This is a genomic window from Synechococcus sp. BS55D (genome assembly GCF_004332415.1).
Lineage (GTDB): Bacteria > Cyanobacteriota > Cyanobacteriia > PCC-6307 > Cyanobiaceae > Synechococcus_C.
The window spans coordinates 567,899-583,150 of record NZ_PHQT01000002.1; the positions used below are offsets into that span (position 1 = coordinate 567,899).

Consider the following 15,252-nt stretch of genomic DNA (forward strand, 5'->3'; position numbering starts at 1 on the left):
CGACCGATTGGACGTTGCAAGCCTGATTTGAAGGATCAATCAGGCCAACGCCTTCCAGACATGACCAATACTGTTTCGCACGACGTTGATTCGTCGTGCTCGGTGGATCTCAGTGCCACCACGATGTCGCCCGCCGATGGGGTTCAGAAAGCTGAGGGCCAGGAGGACGCGATCTTCACCACGGTGATTGACGCAGGGGTGATTGACACCGTTCCAGAGCAGAGCCCTGCCTCAGGGTTCGCAGGCTTTGGCTTCAGCGAGGCGCTACTCCAGACCCTGGAATCGAAGGGGTACAAGGAGCCCTCTCCCATCCAGCGAGCCGCCTTCCCCGAGCTGATGCTCGGACGCGACCTCGTGGGGCAGGCCCAAACCGGTACGGGCAAAACCGCCGCCTTCGCCCTTCCCATCCTCGAGCGCCTGCAGGCCGAAGGGCCCAGACCCCAGGCACTGGTCCTCGCTCCGACCCGTGAGCTGGCGATGCAGGTGGCCGACTCCTTCAAGGCCTACGCCGCCGGCCATCCCCGACTCCACGTGCTGGCGATCTACGGAGGCTCCGATTTCCGTTCTCAGATCAATGCCCTCAAACGGGGTGTGGATGTCGTGGTTGGAACCCCTGGTCGGGTGATGGATCACATGCGCCAGGGCACCCTCGACACCAGCAACTTGCGCAGCTTGGTGCTCGATGAAGCCGACGAAATGCTGCGGATGGGATTCATTGACGACGTCGAGTGGATCCTCGACCAATTGCCAGAAGAGCGTCAGGTGGTGCTCTTTTCCGCCACGATGCCAGCCGAGATCCGCAGGCTCTCGAAGCGCTATCTGCGTGAACCAGCCGAGATCACGATCAAAACCAAAGATCAGGAAGCGCGTCGGATCCGTCAGCGAGGGATCACGCTCCAGAACAACCACAAGCTCGAAGCGCTCAATCGGGTGCTCGAAGCCGTGACCGGGGAAGGTGTCATCATCTTCGCTCGAACCAAAGCGATCACTCTGACGGTGTCGGAGGCGCTTGAGGCTGCCGGCCACGACGTTGCCGTCCTCAACGGTGATGTCCCCCAGAACCAAAGGGAGCGCACAGTCGAACGGCTGCGCAAGGGAACCGTGAACATCCTGGTGGCCACCGACGTGGCAGCCCGAGGCCTGGATGTGGATCGGATCGGACTGGTCATTAACTACGACATGCCCTTCGACAGCGAGGCCTACGTGCACCGGATCGGGCGCACCGGTCGTGCGGGACGCAGTGGTGAGGCCATCTTGTTCGTGACGCCGAGGGAGCGGCGCTTCGTGAACAACCTCGAGCGGGCCACAGGTCAGCCGATCGAGCCGATGCAGATTCCCAGCAACGCCGAAATCAACCAGGCGCGACTCGACAAGCTCCGGCAACGGCTGAGCCATGCAGCCACTGGAGAGGGAAGCGAGCGCCAAGCTGACGAAGGTCCTCTGCTCCAGGAACTGCTGCAGCGGGTGGGGCAAGAACTCAATCTTGAACCCTCCCAGTTGGCACTGGCAGCGCTCACCATGGCCCTCGGCGATCAACCCCTTCTGGTGCAGGGGGATGAGGGCTGGCTGCAAACTGCCAACCGCCAACGTTCACGCGATGAGCGCGGCGGTGAACGCCATGGTGGTGACCGTTACGGAGATCGCCGTCGCCAGGATCGTCCTGCGCGTCCCCCTGAAGACAACATGGAGCGCTATCGGGTTGAAGTGGGTCACCGCGATCGCGTGAAACCCGGCAACCTTGTGGGTGCAATCGCGAATGAGTCCGGTCTGCAGGGCCGCATGATCGGACGGATTCAGATTTTCGAATCCCACAGCTTGGTGGACCTGCCGAAAGGAATGCCTCAGGATGTGTTTAATTCCCTGAAGCGCCTCAAAGTGATGAACAGGGAGCTTCAGATTCGCCCGAACGCCTGAACACTGGCCATGGTTTTGGTTCGTACCCTTCTGCTCACCACGGCCATGGGCCTTGGCTGCTCAGCCCTGATGCCCTCCAACGGGCATGCGGCTGGAGATGAGAGCACGATCAACCGCCTTTGTCTGGCGGGATTCAATGCCGCCATGAGCCATGCCGGAAAGACACCTCCTGCCGGCATGGGCACCTTCACTTGCAATTGCTTCCTTGAGCAAGTGAACGCAGGGGCTTCTATCCAAAGCGCCCAGGACATTTGCAAGCAGAAGGCCGCCGAGCGCTACAAGTTCTGATCGGCATCAGGGCGTCGCCCAGGACGCCCTCTGATCAGGAAACCGTGACCTGAACGGACACCTCACGCTCGCGCAAAGCCAAAGCCTCGACCGCACAAACGAGCTCATAACTGACCTCCGGGATGCTGGTCTCCAGGAGAGTCACGAGGAGATCAAGTCGGTCCACCGTCGACAATTCCCCCTCAGGGGTCCAGTCAAGGGCACGAATCGAAGACACTCCCACCACTCCCTCCTGTCAGGGTCTTCTGACAATGGGGCATTGGGCGTGGAATCGCTCCACTTTTCCACTTCCCTTCACGATCCTGTGAAGAAGCTGCAGGCGCCCCTGTAGCTTGGAGAGGCATCAGCTTCAGCGTTCGGCTCTGATCGGCTCGCTCCCCCAGGCTTCAGCTCCACGGCTTCAGCATCAAGGACTTTCCTTTTCGGACCACGGCTTCACTGATCAAAACGTCCATCGGTCCCCACAGGAATGACCATCTACATCGGCAATCTCTCCTTCCAAGCGGAACAGGAGGATCTGCTAGACCTCTTCGGCCAATACGGCGAAGTGAAGAGCGCCAGCCTTCCTCTCGACCGCGAAACCGGCCGCAAGCGCGGTTTCGCCTTCGTTGAGATGAACAACGACAGCGACGAACAGAAAGCGATCGACGATCTCCAGAACGTGGAGTGGATGGGTCGCATGATCCGCGTCAACAAAGCCACCCCCCGTGAAGGCGGCGGCGGCGGTCGCGGCGGTTACGGCGGCGGCAACCGCGGCGGCGGCGGCGGCGGCGGTCGTGGCGGTTACGGCGGCGGCGGCGGCGGCGGCGAAGGTGGTTACGGCGGCGGCAACCGTTGGTGATCAGCCAAGCTCCTCCGCACACAAGCGGCTGAGTTCAACAAAAATGCCCTGGAGCCCTGCTCAAACGGCAGGCTCCAGGGCTTTCGCTTTTGAAGCCAATGCCTTAGCAGGCCGCTTCTTCGCGTTGATCGAGCTCAATCAAGTCGTGCAGCTGATCGAGCTGCCATTCCCGACAACGCAGGTCGTTCACAGAATGGAGTAGATGAAGCTCGCCCTCGCGAGGTTCAGGTAACACATTCCTCAAGCTGCGACGGCGCAGCTTCGCCGTCCAGCGTTGGAAGCGGTGAAAGTCTCGGGTTCTTGTCATGAACACCTCCTGGTGGTGACTCTTTTGGTCTAACCCAGCCAGAACAACTTGCACTGTTCAGATTAAGCACATTGACCGGCATCGCCCTGTCAGAGATTGGTCGACTCGCCTAGCAGGGCGTCGTAGTCATCGAAGCCCACCAGCTCGCGCAGGGCCGAAAAATCCATCATCCGTTCGGGTGTGCGTCCCACCGCCAAGTCCTCCAGAGCCTCCTTCATGGCAGCTGCCGCACAGGCCAACAAGGTGAGGGGATAGGCGGCGAGATGAATGCCAATCTCTCCCAGAACAGCTGGCGGAAGCAAAGGGGTGAGGCCTCCCTCCAGCATGTTGGCCATACGCCACCCCGGCACCTCTTCACAGAACCGTCGCAGCTCCGCTTCTGAGCGGGGGGCCTCAAGAAACAGCACATCAGCACCGAGTTCGGCAAAGGCCTTTAAACGCCAGAGAGCCTCATCCAGCGCCGCGCGATCGCCGTGGCCTGCCGCTAAGGCTGAGCGGGCATCCGTGCGCGCCACAATCACCAGGTCAGCACCATCAGCGCGAGCCGCCACCGCCGAGCGAATGCGCATGAGGGCTTCCTCACGCCCCACGACCTCCTTGACACCGGTGTGCCCACAGCGCTTTGGCGCCAGCTGGTCCTCGAGCATGATCCCTGCAAAACCGGCCCTGGCGAACTGGTGCATGGTCCGCTGCACATTCGCTGCATTGCCGTGGCCGGTGTCCCCATCACCGATCACAGGGATACGAACCGCATCGCAGATCGAGCGGCCCTGATCCAACATCTCCGCCACGGACAGCAAACCCGCATCTGCCAATCCGGCCCGTGCTGCCGAAACAGAAAACCCACTCATGAACGTGAGCGGGAACCCTGCCCGCTCCACTAAACGCGCAGAGAGTGCGTCGAAACAACAGGGCATCAACAAACAGGCACGTTCCTCTATCAAGGAGCGCAAGCAATCAGCGGGTGTCGAGATTTCACGCACGCCTGGACTCACCACGCAATCCCATCAGGCTTGCACAAGCCGCCGAGGTCGCTGGCCTTGAATAGATCCATGCTCTCAACCGCTGCGCCACTCCAGCGACTGCTGGCTCACCTGGCCCCCCATCGCCGGCTTGTGCTGGCGGCCACAGCCTGTTCCCTTCTGAACAAGTTCTTTGATCTGGCCCCACCGGTGCTGATCGGCCTCGCGGTGGATGTGGTCGTGCAGCAGCAGACGTCTTGGCTGGCACGCCTGGGTGCGGTCACGGTGCCCAGCCAACTCTGGGTGCTGGCCGGCCTCTCCTTCCTGGTGTGGAGTGCCGAATCCCTGTTTGAGTATCTCTACGGCGTTCTCTGGCGGAATCTCGCGCAGAGCACACAACACACCCTGCGCCTGGAGGCCTACGACCATCTCCAGAGGTTGGAGATGGCCTTCTTTGAAGGAGATAGCAGTGGCCGCCTGCTCACCGTTCTTGGCGATGACATCAACCAACTGGAGCGCTTCCTCGATCATGGGGCCAATGAGATCCTTCAACTGATCACCACCGTGGTGTTGGTCGGTGGAGCCATGGCCTGGATGGCCCCAGGAGTCGCCCTGTTCGCGTACCTCCCCATCCCAGTCATCCTCTGGGGCTCGCTGCGTTTTCAAAACCGTCTCGCCCCCCGCTACCGCGATGTGCGCGAAAGGGCCGGTGCCATGGCCTCTCGTCTCGCCAACAACCTCGGTGGCATGCTTACGATCAAGAGTTTCACCACCGAATCCTGGGAGCTCGAGCAGCTCCGAGAAGACAGTGACGCCTACCGCCGCAGCAACGGCCGCGCCATCCGTCTGTCCGCCGCCTTCATCCCCCTGATTCGATTTGCAATTCTCTTTGCCTTCCTGGCCATCCTGCTGATCGGAGGCCTACAGGCCTGGAAAGGGGAGATCGCCGTCGGCACCTACAGCTTCCTGGTGTTCATCACACAGCGATTGCTCTGGCCTCTGACCACCCTCGGCCGCACCTTGGACGACTATCAGCGCTCCATGGCCTCAACGCAACGGGTGCTGGATCTGATCGATACACCGGTTCGCATCACTGGAGGTCAACAGCGACTCGACAAGCGAACGATTGAAGGGCGCGTGGACTTCGAGCGCGTGGGGTTTCACTACCAGGATCGCCCCACCCTGCTGGATGACTTTTCCCTCTCCATCGCTGCAGGGCAGACGATCGGCATCGTGGGTGCCACCGGTTCGGGCAAAAGCACCCTGGTGAAACTGCTACTTCGCCTCTACCCACTGAACAGCGGCCACATTCTTCTTGACGGCGAACCGATCGACAGACTGAATCTTGGCGACCTACGACGATGCATCGCTCTCGTCAGCCAAGACGTGTATCTCTTTCACGGCAGCGTGGCCGCGAACATCGCCTACGGCGCCGAAGGAGCGAGCCAAGCCCAGGTGCAACAGGCTGCCGAACTAGCAGAAGCGCATCACTTCATCCAAGCCCTACCCCAGGGATACGACACAGTGGTCGGGGAGCGAGGTCAACGCCTCTCCGGAGGCCAACGCCAACGCATCGCACTCGCGCGGGCGATTTTGAAGGACGCTCCAATCCTTGTGCTCGATGAAGCCACCGCTGCTGTCGATAACGAAACGGAAGCGGCGATCCAGCGGTCACTGATGCAGATCACCGCCAACCGCACCACACTGGTGATTGCTCACCGCCTCAGCACCGTGCGGCATGCGGATCGGATCGTGGTGATGGACCATGGACGCATCGCTCAGCAGGGAAACCATGAGGACCTGCTGCAGAGAGGCGGTGCCTATGCCGATCTCTGGCGCGTCCAGGCAGGCCTGCGACCCGAGGAAGCTCTCCGTCTCTGATGAACGCCTTGCTCGCTGCAGCAGCGCCATCGGGCGCATCAATCGCCCATCTGACGCATCACCCCCTCGGCATCTTTGCCCTGCTGGTGGCGATCGCCATGCTTGTGCCACCGATCTTCCGGAAAACAGGCCTGCCTGATCTGGTCGGCCTCCTGATTGCCGGGATGCTTGTGGGGCCCAATGCCCTGAATTGGCTGCAGCCCAATGGCGAAACGGTCACCCTCTTTTCCGACATTGGCGCCATCTACCTCCTCTTCATTGTCGGGCTAGAGATTGACCTTGACGAGTTCAATCGAGTTAAAAGTCGCTCATTAACATTGGGAGTTCTCCACTTCCTATTTGGCATGGCCACAGGGATTTCCATTGGCCTTCTATTCAACTTTCCGATGGTTCCTTCCATTTTAATAGGAACCTTAATTGCCACTCATACCCCCCTAGGCTACCCAATCATCCGCAGCTATGGCGCACAGCGCGATGAGTCAGTCATTGTCAGCATTGGAAGTACAATCCTCACTGACATCGCATCTCTATTAGTCCTGGCAATCGCGATGGGACTTGGCAAGGGTTCATTCTCAGCAACAAACCTCGCCTCACTGATTGCCAGCGTCAGCCTCTTTGCGGTCATCGTCGTCTTCAGCATCCGAACGATCGGAGGCAAAATTTTCAAACAGAGCATCAACGACGAAAACAGAATATTTCTCGCCGTCCTGCTCACCCTTTTCATTGCTTCCCTTGGCGCCGAGCTCGCTGGAGTCGAAAAGATTGCAGGCGCATTCCTTGCCGGCCTTGCCATCAACTCTGTCCTTCCAGAAGGAAAGGCAAAACAACAAGTCATTTTTGTTGGCGGGGCTTTATTCATCCCGATCTTCTTCATTCACCTTGGATTACTAATTGATTTCAACAGCCTGCGAAGCAGTTTTAGCAGCATTGAATTAACGGCTCTCATGGTGGTTGGGGTGATTGTCTGCAAGGGCCTCGTCAGCGTCATTGCCGGTCGAGGCTTTGGCTACAACGGCAACCAGATGGTCATGATGTGGTCTTTAGCCATGCCACAGGTCGCCGCCACTCTTGCTGCGGCTTTCGTTGGCTATGAGGCAGGCCTTCTGAATGCGTCAGTTCTCAATGGCGTTCTCGCCATGATGGTCGTCACGGCATCTCTTGGGCCGGCCTTGACAGCCCGCTCGGTCACCCAGCTGGTTGAACCCGAAGACAGCGTCAAAACATCATCAACCAACAGGTCAGACGAGCGGAACCGATCGAATCCAGAAGCGGCCGATTTCGCGCTGCCAGTGGTCAGCCGCCCCTTGAAAATCGTGGTTCCCGTGGCGAATCCCGCCACCGAATATGGGCTCCTGAGCATGGCGTCCCGTCTTCTGAATGGGGGCTCAAGCGCTCCGGGCCAGCTTCTGCCGATGGCTCTGGTTTGCCCGAGCCTGGAGGAGGCACGCGGAAGCCTCAATCGGGCTGTTGCTGCCGCCAGAGATCGCCTGAACGAGGCCGCCTCGATCGGAGAGGACCTGAAGGTGCCCACTCGCTGCCTGCTGAGGCTTGACGAAGACATCGCCGGTGGCATGAGCAGAAGTGCCTTGGAACAGGGAGCGGATCTCCTTCTGATCGGCACAGGCCAACCCGACAAGCTCCGCAACTGGTTATTCGGCGATCTGGTCGATGGCGTCTGCCGCACCGCTCACTGCCCTGTGGTGGTTGTGAATCTGGCCGGGCAAGGCGTCGATGATCTTCAACGGATCCTGGTGCCGATCAAAGACCTCTCCGCCAGCGCACGGGAGCAGTTCGAACTCGCTCAACGCCTGCTGGCGAGCGCCGAAGGGAGCTCTGGAGTGATCACACTCCTGCACATCGTTGACCCTCGCTTTAGCCGCCACGATCGCCAATGGATTGAGCGCGAGCTCCGTCGCTGGCAGCCTCCAGGTGAGTCGGGAGAGCGGATTCGCATTGATCTTGTCCCTGGCCCAGGAATTGAACAGACCATCCAGCGTTCAAGTCGGCACCACGACCTTGTGATCCTGCGCTCCCAGCGTCGTCGCGTCGCCGGACTGCCGATCCCCGCGAGCGACCGCACCAGCAGCCTGATCCGCCAACTCAAGTGTTCCACGCTGGTCATCAGCGAGCCGCTGCTCTGATTGCTTCACCCCACGAGGGCAGCGGCAATCCTTAAGAGAACGCAAAGAGCGCCCTAAGATCTGCCAATGACCAGCCCTCTCCCTCATCCCAGCCAGCCACGATCGTTATTGATCGCCATGGCGATTGGGCTTGGGGGAGGTCTCTTGATTTCGGTGCCACTGAGCCGATCACTCACCCCTCATGACATCGAGAAAGGGGGCTCGATCCTCCCCCTTAGCAATCCCTTCTCCGCTTGGACAGGATTCGGAGACCGGGAAGTTGTGGTGCTCGGCATGGATGCCGGTGGCGGCAACACCGATGCGATCTTCACCATTCGAGTCGAGAATGGCGAAACCAAGATCACCCAGATTCCCCGCGATAGCTATATCGACTCGAGAAGCTTCGGGCCGATGAAAGTGAACGCCCTGTATGCACGAGGAGGGCCGGAAGCTGTGCAGCAGGAACTCAGCAGGCTGATGAGCCGCCCGATCCAACATCACATCCTTGTGAACCTGGAAGGCATCCGCACCATGGGCGACCTTGTAGGGGGCGTGATGGTGGATGTGCCCAAACGTCTCTACTACCAAGACCGCTCTCAAGGTCTGTTCATTGATCTCCAACCAGGGCCTCAGCTGCTCAAGGGCAGGGATCTCGAGGGCTTCCTGCGCTGGCGCCAGGACGGGGAAGGTGATTTTGGTCGACTGAAGCGGCAGCAGATGGTGCTCAGAAGTCTGTTTGCCTCTCTGAAGCGACCTGAGAATCTGGTGCGTTTACCCGCACTGATCACCGCGGCCGGTCGCAATCTGAAGACCGATCTCGGTCCCATGGAACTTGGTGGCCTGATCACCGCCATGGGCACCACCAACCTCGAAACCGAACGGTTGAAAGCCACCCCCTTCGATCGCGATGGCATCAGCTATCTCAACACCGAATGGCCCAGCAAAAAGAAGGGGGGAGCAGAAGCCAGCGAAGCCAGCAGCTGGCGCTATCGCGTGTTGTTCTGATCACGTCCGTTGCGGCCTGCAAAGGTGAGCACGACCAACGCGAGAATCAAGGCGATTGCAGCAACTGAAGGACGCGAGGTGGCCACGGTCACTCCAAGGGCGGCGGTAAACCAGATCGAAGCGGCGCTGGTTAGACCTCTCACCTGGGCAGGTTCTCCGCGTTTGCGCGAGCTTGGCTCTTGGAGAATTTCACCAGCCCCGAGGAAACCGACTCCGGTGGCGACCCCCTGAATGGCTCGACTGCGGCTGTCAGCTCCAGCACCGGCGGCCAGCACCAGTAGACAGGCACTTAACCCCACCAGCACATGCACACGCATGCGGTGGGGGTGGTGCTGCCCAGAATGGGAACGGTTGAAACCAACGGCAACTCCGCACACCACCGACAGACCCATCCGCCAGAGCACATCGAGATCCAGCTCTGTGGTCGTTAGCAAATCAGACGGAAACACGGGCCGGAGCGACGGGTTCCCCGCACAATGGCAGCGATCAGCTTCCTTGGCGTGAACGGCAATCTGCTGCGACAGAGCCTGCGACTTGGACTGAGTGTGCTGATCACCTGCGCGATCGCCCAGCATTTTCAGCGGATCACCTTTCTCTGGTATCCCCTGATCGCCGTGATCTTTGTGGTCGACGACCAGGACGACAACAGCCTGCGGGCCGCAAGAGGTCGCATCCTCGGCACGATGGCCGGTGGACTGGTGACGTTTGTTGTTCACACAATCCTGTCGGGCTGGATCGGCATCCTGGTGAGTCTGTTGATCACCATTCCCCTGCTGAGGCGACTGGGCTGGACCAGCGGCCTGGGCACCGCCTGCACCATCACCCTGATGTTTCTGGCGATTCCCGGCTACTCGCTCCTGAACTGGCAGTACGTGTTCAACCGCAGCGTTGACACTGTGGTTGGCATCGCGGTGGCCCTACTGATGGGCCGACTGTTCTGGCCTAAGAACCGCATCGCCCGCATGCAGGAGCTGGATGACCAGCTCAGAGCCATCCTGCTGCGGCGTCTCCAGCTGCACAGCGCAGCCCTGCAGGGACATGGACCGAAACCAGACGCAATCAAGCCGGACTCCATCACAACCATGCTGCTGGAACTGCAGCGGCTGATCAATGTTGAAGAAAGCCTTGGTGCACGCCAGGTTCTGCGCCTACGTCGCCAACGCTGGCGCCAGCGCATGAGCCTCTGGCGCTGCCAGCAGGTGCGTTGGCTCCTGGTGGAAAGGCTGCTGGAACGCCTACACCTCGAGGAAGGCACGGTGGTGCTGCGAGAACTGGGAAGCCACCTCGACCTGAGCAGCCCGATCCGCTGGCAGCGCCTGACCATCGCCGATAGCAGCGCACTGCCATCACTTCCACAACGCATTGCCCTAGAGGAAGAGGTCACACGCTTCCGTCGTCTAATCAAGAGCCAACAAACGCTCAATGCGGTGGTGACGTCATGAGCAACGCCGCTCGACCAGTGAAGCAACAACCCTGGCTGCTGCGATCCGATCTACGACTCGCCCTGGTCACAGGCTTGAGCGCCGGATTTGGCCTACTCAGCCCGATCCCATTTGGTTACTACCTGCCGATGACCACGGCCGCCGTGCTCAGCGGCAGCTATGGCAGCTCCATGAAGCTGGGCATTCAACGCCTGATGGGCTCCCTCATGGGGGTCTTGCTGCTTCTGATCTTCTCCCGCTGCCTCGAGCTCCCACTCGCCCTTGGCCTAGGACTGGCCTTAGGCACCACACGACTCCTGGGCGGAGCTCTTGGACTCAAGGTGGGCTACAAGGTCGGCGGCAACATCATCGTGATGGGTTGGCTGGTTCACAACGATGTGGAGAGCAGCTGGGGGGCACTCCGACTCGGCTGGACGGCTTTGGGGATCGTGGTGTCGCTCTGGGCCGCACGCTGGGTCTGGCCCAGTCGCGCCATCCCAGCGTTGCATCGGCAATTCGCCGACCTGTTCGACACCTTCTCAAGTGAATTGTGCCTCGATGCCGATGTGCTCAGGCAAGACCACCCGCGGCGCTTACCCATCGAGGAGCGACGTTCGCGCCGCACCCTGATGCTCAATCAACTGAATGGCCTGCGTCAGCAACTCCAGGCAGCACAAGTGGAGTTGGGCGGCAACCCGGATAATCATCCGCTTCATCAGCTCTGGAGCCAGCTGGACCTGTTCGCCTCACAACTCGTCAGCGTTCACGATGGCTTCCGTGGACTTCCAGCCCCTGTGCAGTCCCCCCGCGCCGTGCGAGAGCTGCACGAACAGGAGGCACGAGTTCTCGACAATCAGATCGCAATGTTGAGCCAGCTTTCGGAGGAGCTGCGGCGCCCGTCGCTGATCGACCGCCTTGAGCTACCGATCAGAGCTCTGCAGAACGCAATGAACACCCAACTTGGCGATGTCCATCAACTGCGGACCGTCCTGGAGCACGCCACAGCTAGCAGCGAGGGGTTGGTGAGTGAGCAACGCCTGCGTCAGATCGTCCTGCGCGCGTCCTTGCTCGGACATATGGCCATGGTCACGAAAGACGCCATCCCTGGGCTGGCCGGATTGAAACCTGTCCTTGAGAAGCGATGAGCAGGTCCAAGATCGCCAGAGTCGAGCCCCCCGCGCCGACCCGCACAGGACCTGTGCTGCAGTCTTCCTTCCGTCCCTTCGGGCTGCTGCCATGCCTGGCTCTGATCTCGGCTGCGACCCCGGCCGTTGCCCAACCGGTGCAGCCACGGGCAGATGCGGTGCCAGCTCTGAACACCGGCGGCAGCACGCGCCAACTGGAGCGGAGCTGGAATCAGCTCAACCGCCAGATGGAGGACCTGGATTCCATGCTGGGTCCCGCCCCTTCCCTGCAGAGCAGTGATGACCTTGAGGCGCCGAAGCTTCCCGCAAATCTGCTCGATGCCAATGCGCCGGCCTCTGGCCCGCTCACTCCAGGCGATGCTTTGCCCGATCCGCCTTTGGGCCTTCCCAAGGGCGAAGCCAAAAGCAATCCAATCAAGGCGGTGAGCCTGAAGGAGGCGATTGCGATCGCCTTTCGCAACAACCCCAACCTTCAGCTGCAACGGGATCAGATCGCGGCCCAGGCCGCCACCGTGGCTGCCGCGGCCGGCAGTTACTGGCCAACGATCAGCGTCTTCGCCAACGTCGAGGGTTTCCAGAGCGGCACCACCACCTACTCGCCCTACGGCAACAACAGCTACGGGTTCGGACCGTCGTTCAACGCCCAGGGCCAATTACCAAATGTCGCCCTCACCGAAAACGGCTCAACGGTGAGCGGCGATTCCCCAGGCCCCTTTTACGTACCGGCCGGTGGCGGACTCGGTGCTGTTGCCAACGGCGTCTCCGCCGACGCAGGGCTGCAACTCGACTACGCGGTGATCGACTTCGCCCGCACCCCAAGAGTGCGGGCAGCCCAGGCCGTGCTCGAGCAGCAGGAGAAGACCTACGCCAATGACCTGCGGGCCCTGCAACTGGCGGTGAGTGAGGCCTACTACGACCTCCAACGCAGTGAGCAGCTGGTGCGGATCCGCGATGCCGTGGTGCGCACCGATCTGGTGGTGCTTGAAGACGTTCTCGATCTCAAACGGGCAGGCCTGGTGCCCCGCGTGGATCTTCTCCGCCGCAGTGCCGTGTTATCCGCTGATCAGGAGGATCTGATTCAGGCCATGGCAGACCGGGCCGTCGCCCGCCGTCGTCTCTGGAGTGTGCTGAACCTGCCCGCATCAGTGACCCCCAGCGCTGCTGATCCGATCAGCCTTCAACCTGCCTGGCCCATGAATCTGGAGCAAACCCTGCTGGCGGCTTACGACAACAACCCAGAACTGGAGGCGATTCTCGCGACCCGGCGGGCCCTCGCCCTCCGCCAGGACGCCGCAGCCGCACAGCTGCTACCGAAGCTGAGCCTATTCGCCGCCGCCGGCGGTCTCGGATCCGTGGAACGACTGTTCAATTTCACAGTCATCGGCGGAGGCTGCTGTGGTGCCACCTTCCTGCCCCTCGAACAAGTCAGCGGCTATGAGTGGTCCGTTGGACTCGCCTTCAACTGGTTGATCTTCGATGCAGGCACGACCAGCAACAGCATGAGGGCTCTCGCCCTTCGAGAACAAGCGGAGGCCCAACGGTATGCGAACACCCGCAACACCATTCGTCTGCGCTTGGAGCAGGCCTTCCTGAACCACGAAGCCAGCCTGGCCAAACTTGTGTCCACTCGCCGGGGAGTGGGGGCCAGCAAGGAGGCCTTCCGCGACACCAAGCTTCGCTACCAGACCGGCCTGGCCAACGAAGTGGACCTTTCCGTCACCCAGGAGCGATTGGTGAACGCTCTGGTGCGGCGTCTGTTCGCCACCGTGGACGTGAACACCACCTACGCCCGCCTCCTGCGCGAGCTGCTGCCAATGCCGAGCGATCCCAACCTGGCGGTGCCGACGCAACTGACCCTCGACACCTCACAGCGTCCTTGAAGACCACCAGCGCTCGATCCGGTAGCCGAACACCACAAGAAACACCACAAGCCAGAACCAAAGCTCCGGCGGATTGGCATTCATCAACACGATCAGAAGAACGATTTCAGCAATCAACCAGGGCAGTTCCTGGCGAAGCAGCGGGCGAAGGGACATCAGATGATCAGCGAGGGGTGCCGGGTTGCCGGAGGAAGGGCAGATCCCAGAGTCTGTCAATGCGCAGTGAGCGATAGCCACCGGTGAGAGAGCGCACGCCGGGCAGGATGTAGGTGATCGGTGAGCGCCATTCCACGTAGGCAAAGGTTTCGACGGTCAAGCCATCACGGATTGGAAACACACCACTGCCCTGGGAGAGCGTCCAGCGATAGCCGTCATCAGCGCGGGGGTCACGATCGAGACTGATCTCAGCGCGCATCACCGGCCCCTCTTTCACCAGCGCTTCGGCCAGTTGGGAGTTGCCCACCGTGGTGGTGATGTCTTCAGGAGTCGCTGGCAGGGTGAGCACGCTGCGCACCTTGCCCTCAATGCCACCAAAGCGACCGCGCTGGTTCCAGAGGGGAACCACCTCCACCGGCAGACCGAGTGGCAACCTGCGGGCATCGGCGGGGGGAAAGTAGGCGACAGCGATCAGACCGCCACCATCTTTTTTCTGAGCTTGGGCAGGGGTTGAGGAGCGACCGATCGTGCCCAGACGATCTTTGGCCTTGATGGTCTGTCCGGGAATCACTTGAAGATCGAGCACAGTTCCGGTGCGCTCTGCCGTAATCGTGCCGTCGTAGGCGATCTGAGCCTCAGTCACCTTGATCTGACGCTTGAGATCGTCGATCTGGTAATTGCGATTCAACTGTTCGGTTTCGATCGTCAGCTTGATCTGCTGGAAACCGGTGACCGCCTCTTTGCGCTGGATCTTGATGTCATCGAGCTGCACGCTGGTGCTGGTGAGCCCCTGTTCGGCAGACACCACCGCAGAGGAGAGCGGAGCGACAACGGCGCGCTTAGCAAGCCAATTGAGGTTCTCCACCTTGCTGCCATAGGTGGTCTGCAACTGACGCAGTCGAATCTGATCATCAGCGAGTTTGGCCAGGGTGGTGTCGAGAGCAGTGCGAGCCGTTCCGATCCTCAAGGCATCGCGCTGATTGAGCTCCCTGTTCTGTCGCATCAGCTGAGCGAGGTTGCCTCGCTGCTGCTCGAGCTGACGCTCCAGAACCGGCAGGTAAAGGGTCATCAACACCTGACCCTGACGCACCTTGTCACCAACTTGAACATTGACATTCAACACTTGGCCGCTCGCACGGGCATTCAGCACACCGGCGTTATCTGGATAGATCAGAACTCCCTGTCCCTTGACTTGCGTGGGGACAGGCCAGAAGACCAGCCAGGCAGAGAAGAGACCACCGACAGCCAGCAAGGAAGCTCCCACCTGCTCGTGGTCTGTCAGGCCGTTCCAACGGCCCCTTAAACGCTCGACCCGTGAAGTGCTTGTCATGC

Annotated in this window: 15 protein-coding genes; 9 read left to right on the forward strand and 6 right to left on the reverse strand. The window is 60.6% G+C overall.

What is annotated here, in order from left to right; genetic code table 11:
- Positions 1-60: 60 nt before the first annotated feature.
- Positions 61-1,914, forward strand: coding sequence for a DEAD/DEAH box helicase (locus tag CWE16_RS06595; RefSeq protein WP_131593940.1), 1,854 nt, complete (start codon positions 61-63; stop codon positions 1,912-1,914).
- 9 nt (positions 1,915-1,923) lie between these two features.
- Positions 1,924-2,202: a hypothetical protein gene (locus tag CWE16_RS06600; RefSeq protein WP_131593942.1), complete on the forward strand. Its 279-nt coding sequence runs from the start codon at positions 1,924-1,926 to the stop codon at positions 2,200-2,202.
- A 34-nt stretch (positions 2,203-2,236) separates the two neighbouring features.
- Here the strand turns inward: CWE16_RS06600 and CWE16_RS06605 are convergent, their stop codons facing one another.
- Positions 2,237-2,419, reverse strand: coding sequence for a hypothetical protein (locus CWE16_RS06605; protein ID WP_131593944.1), 183 nt, complete (start codon positions 2,417-2,419; stop codon positions 2,237-2,239).
- Between the two features lie 252 nt (positions 2,420-2,671).
- Here CWE16_RS06605 and CWE16_RS06610 point away from each other — a divergent pair, with 252 nt between their 5' ends.
- Positions 2,672-3,043 carry an RNA recognition motif domain-containing protein gene (locus CWE16_RS06610; RefSeq protein WP_131593946.1) on the forward strand — a complete coding sequence of 124 codons (372 nt, stop codon included), beginning with the start codon at positions 2,672-2,674 and terminating at the stop codon, positions 3,041-3,043.
- Positions 3,044-3,146: 103 nt separating this feature from the next.
- Here the strand turns inward: CWE16_RS06610 and CWE16_RS06615 are convergent, their stop codons facing one another.
- Positions 3,147-3,350, reverse strand: a complete 204-nt coding sequence (locus tag CWE16_RS06615; RefSeq protein ID WP_131593948.1) for a hypothetical protein — start codon at positions 3,348-3,350, stop codon at positions 3,147-3,149.
- A gap of 89 nt (positions 3,351-3,439) precedes the next feature.
- Positions 3,440-4,348: an isocitrate lyase/PEP mutase family protein gene (locus CWE16_RS06620; RefSeq protein ID WP_330848539.1), complete on the reverse strand. Its 909-nt coding sequence runs from the start codon at positions 4,346-4,348 to the stop codon at positions 3,440-3,442.
- 54 nt (positions 4,349-4,402) lie between these two features.
- Between CWE16_RS06620 and CWE16_RS06625 the strand changes: the two genes are divergently transcribed.
- From CWE16_RS06625 to CWE16_RS06635, 3 genes are all read left to right on the forward strand, one after another.
- Positions 4,403-6,193, forward strand: a complete 1,791-nt coding sequence (locus CWE16_RS06625) for an ABC transporter ATP-binding protein (RefSeq protein WP_131593950.1) — start codon at positions 4,403-4,405, stop codon at positions 6,191-6,193.
- Complete coding sequence (locus CWE16_RS06630; RefSeq protein ID WP_131593952.1) at positions 6,193-8,334, forward strand: cation:proton antiporter domain-containing protein; 2,142 nt, start codon at positions 6,193-6,195, stop codon at positions 8,332-8,334. The genes CWE16_RS06625 and CWE16_RS06630 overlap by 1 nt, the downstream gene beginning before the upstream one ends.
- Before the next feature lie 66 nt (positions 8,335-8,400).
- Complete coding sequence (locus CWE16_RS06635; protein ID WP_131593954.1) at positions 8,401-9,318, forward strand: LCP family protein; 918 nt, start codon at positions 8,401-8,403, stop codon at positions 9,316-9,318.
- Here CWE16_RS06635 and CWE16_RS06640 read toward each other — a convergent pair.
- Entirely contained in the window at positions 9,300-9,752 is a 453-nt protein-coding gene (locus tag CWE16_RS06640) for an MgtC/SapB family protein (RefSeq protein ID WP_236629614.1), read from the reverse strand. The two genes, CWE16_RS06635 and CWE16_RS06640, sit on opposite strands and share 19 nt — an antisense overlap.
- A 42-nt stretch (positions 9,753-9,794) precedes the next feature.
- Between CWE16_RS06640 and CWE16_RS06645 the strand changes: the two genes are divergently transcribed.
- The 3 genes from CWE16_RS06645 to CWE16_RS06655 are packed head-to-tail and all read left to right on the forward strand — an operon-like array spanning position 9,795 to position 13,764.
- The gene (locus CWE16_RS06645) at positions 9,795-10,760 is read left to right on the forward strand and encodes an FUSC family protein (RefSeq protein ID WP_131593956.1); all 966 of its coding nucleotides are present in this window, start codon (positions 9,795-9,797) and stop codon (positions 10,758-10,760) included.
- Entirely contained in the window at positions 10,757-11,884 is a 1,128-nt protein-coding gene (locus CWE16_RS06650) for an FUSC family protein (RefSeq protein ID WP_131593958.1), read from the forward strand. Before CWE16_RS06645 ends, CWE16_RS06650 begins: the two co-directional genes overlap by 4 nt.
- Complete coding sequence (locus CWE16_RS06655) at positions 11,881-13,764, forward strand: TolC family protein (RefSeq protein WP_131593960.1); 1,884 nt, start codon at positions 11,881-11,883, stop codon at positions 13,762-13,764. Before CWE16_RS06650 ends, CWE16_RS06655 begins: the two co-directional genes overlap by 4 nt.
- On the opposite strand, the gene CWE16_RS12120 is transcribed toward CWE16_RS06655, so the two are convergent.
- Both CWE16_RS12120 and CWE16_RS06660 read right to left on the reverse strand, forming a co-directional pair.
- Positions 13,750-13,920, reverse strand: a complete 171-nt coding sequence (locus CWE16_RS12120; protein ID WP_164498765.1) for a hypothetical protein — start codon at positions 13,918-13,920, stop codon at positions 13,750-13,752. The genes CWE16_RS06655 and CWE16_RS12120 overlap by 15 nt on opposite strands.
- Before the next feature lie 7 nt (positions 13,921-13,927).
- Positions 13,928-15,250 (reverse strand): NHLP bacteriocin system secretion protein, encoded by a 1,323-nt coding sequence (locus CWE16_RS06660; RefSeq protein WP_131593962.1) that lies wholly within the window; start codon positions 15,248-15,250, stop codon positions 13,928-13,930.
- Positions 15,251-15,252: the final 2 nt, after the last annotated feature.

Excerpts from the sequence above, each read along its gene's own strand:
- CWE16_RS06595 (WP_131593940.1), top strand. The coding sequence starts at position 61 with ATGACCAATACTGTTTCGCACGACGTTGATTCGTCGTGCTCGGTGGAT.
- CWE16_RS06600 (WP_131593942.1), top strand. The coding sequence starts at position 1,924 with ATGGTTTTGGTTCGTACCCTTCTGCTCACCACGGCCATGGGCCTTGGC.
- CWE16_RS06610 (WP_131593946.1), top strand. The coding sequence starts at position 2,672 with ATGACCATCTACATCGGCAATCTCTCCTTCCAAGCGGAACAGGAGGAT.
- CWE16_RS06615 (WP_131593948.1), bottom strand. The coding sequence starts at position 3,350 with ATGACAAGAACCCGAGACTTTCACCGCTTCCAACGCTGGACGGCGAAG.
- CWE16_RS06625 (WP_131593950.1), top strand. The coding sequence starts at position 4,403 with ATGCTCTCAACCGCTGCGCCACTCCAGCGACTGCTGGCTCACCTGGCC.
- CWE16_RS06630 (WP_131593952.1), top strand. The coding sequence starts at position 6,193 with ATGAACGCCTTGCTCGCTGCAGCAGCGCCATCGGGCGCATCAATCGCC.
- CWE16_RS06635 (WP_131593954.1), top strand. The coding sequence starts at position 8,401 with ATGACCAGCCCTCTCCCTCATCCCAGCCAGCCACGATCGTTATTGATC.
- CWE16_RS06645 (WP_131593956.1), top strand. The coding sequence starts at position 9,795 with ATGGCAGCGATCAGCTTCCTTGGCGTGAACGGCAATCTGCTGCGACAG.
- CWE16_RS06650 (WP_131593958.1), top strand. The coding sequence starts at position 10,757 with ATGAGCAACGCCGCTCGACCAGTGAAGCAACAACCCTGGCTGCTGCGA.
- CWE16_RS06655 (WP_131593960.1), top strand. The coding sequence starts at position 11,881 with ATGAGCAGGTCCAAGATCGCCAGAGTCGAGCCCCCCGCGCCGACCCGC.
- CWE16_RS12120 (WP_164498765.1), bottom strand. The coding sequence starts at position 13,920 with ATGTCCCTTCGCCCGCTGCTTCGCCAGGAACTGCCCTGGTTGATTGCT.
- CWE16_RS06660 (WP_131593962.1), bottom strand. The coding sequence starts at position 15,250 with ATGACAAGCACTTCACGGGTCGAGCGTTTAAGGGGCCGTTGGAACGGC.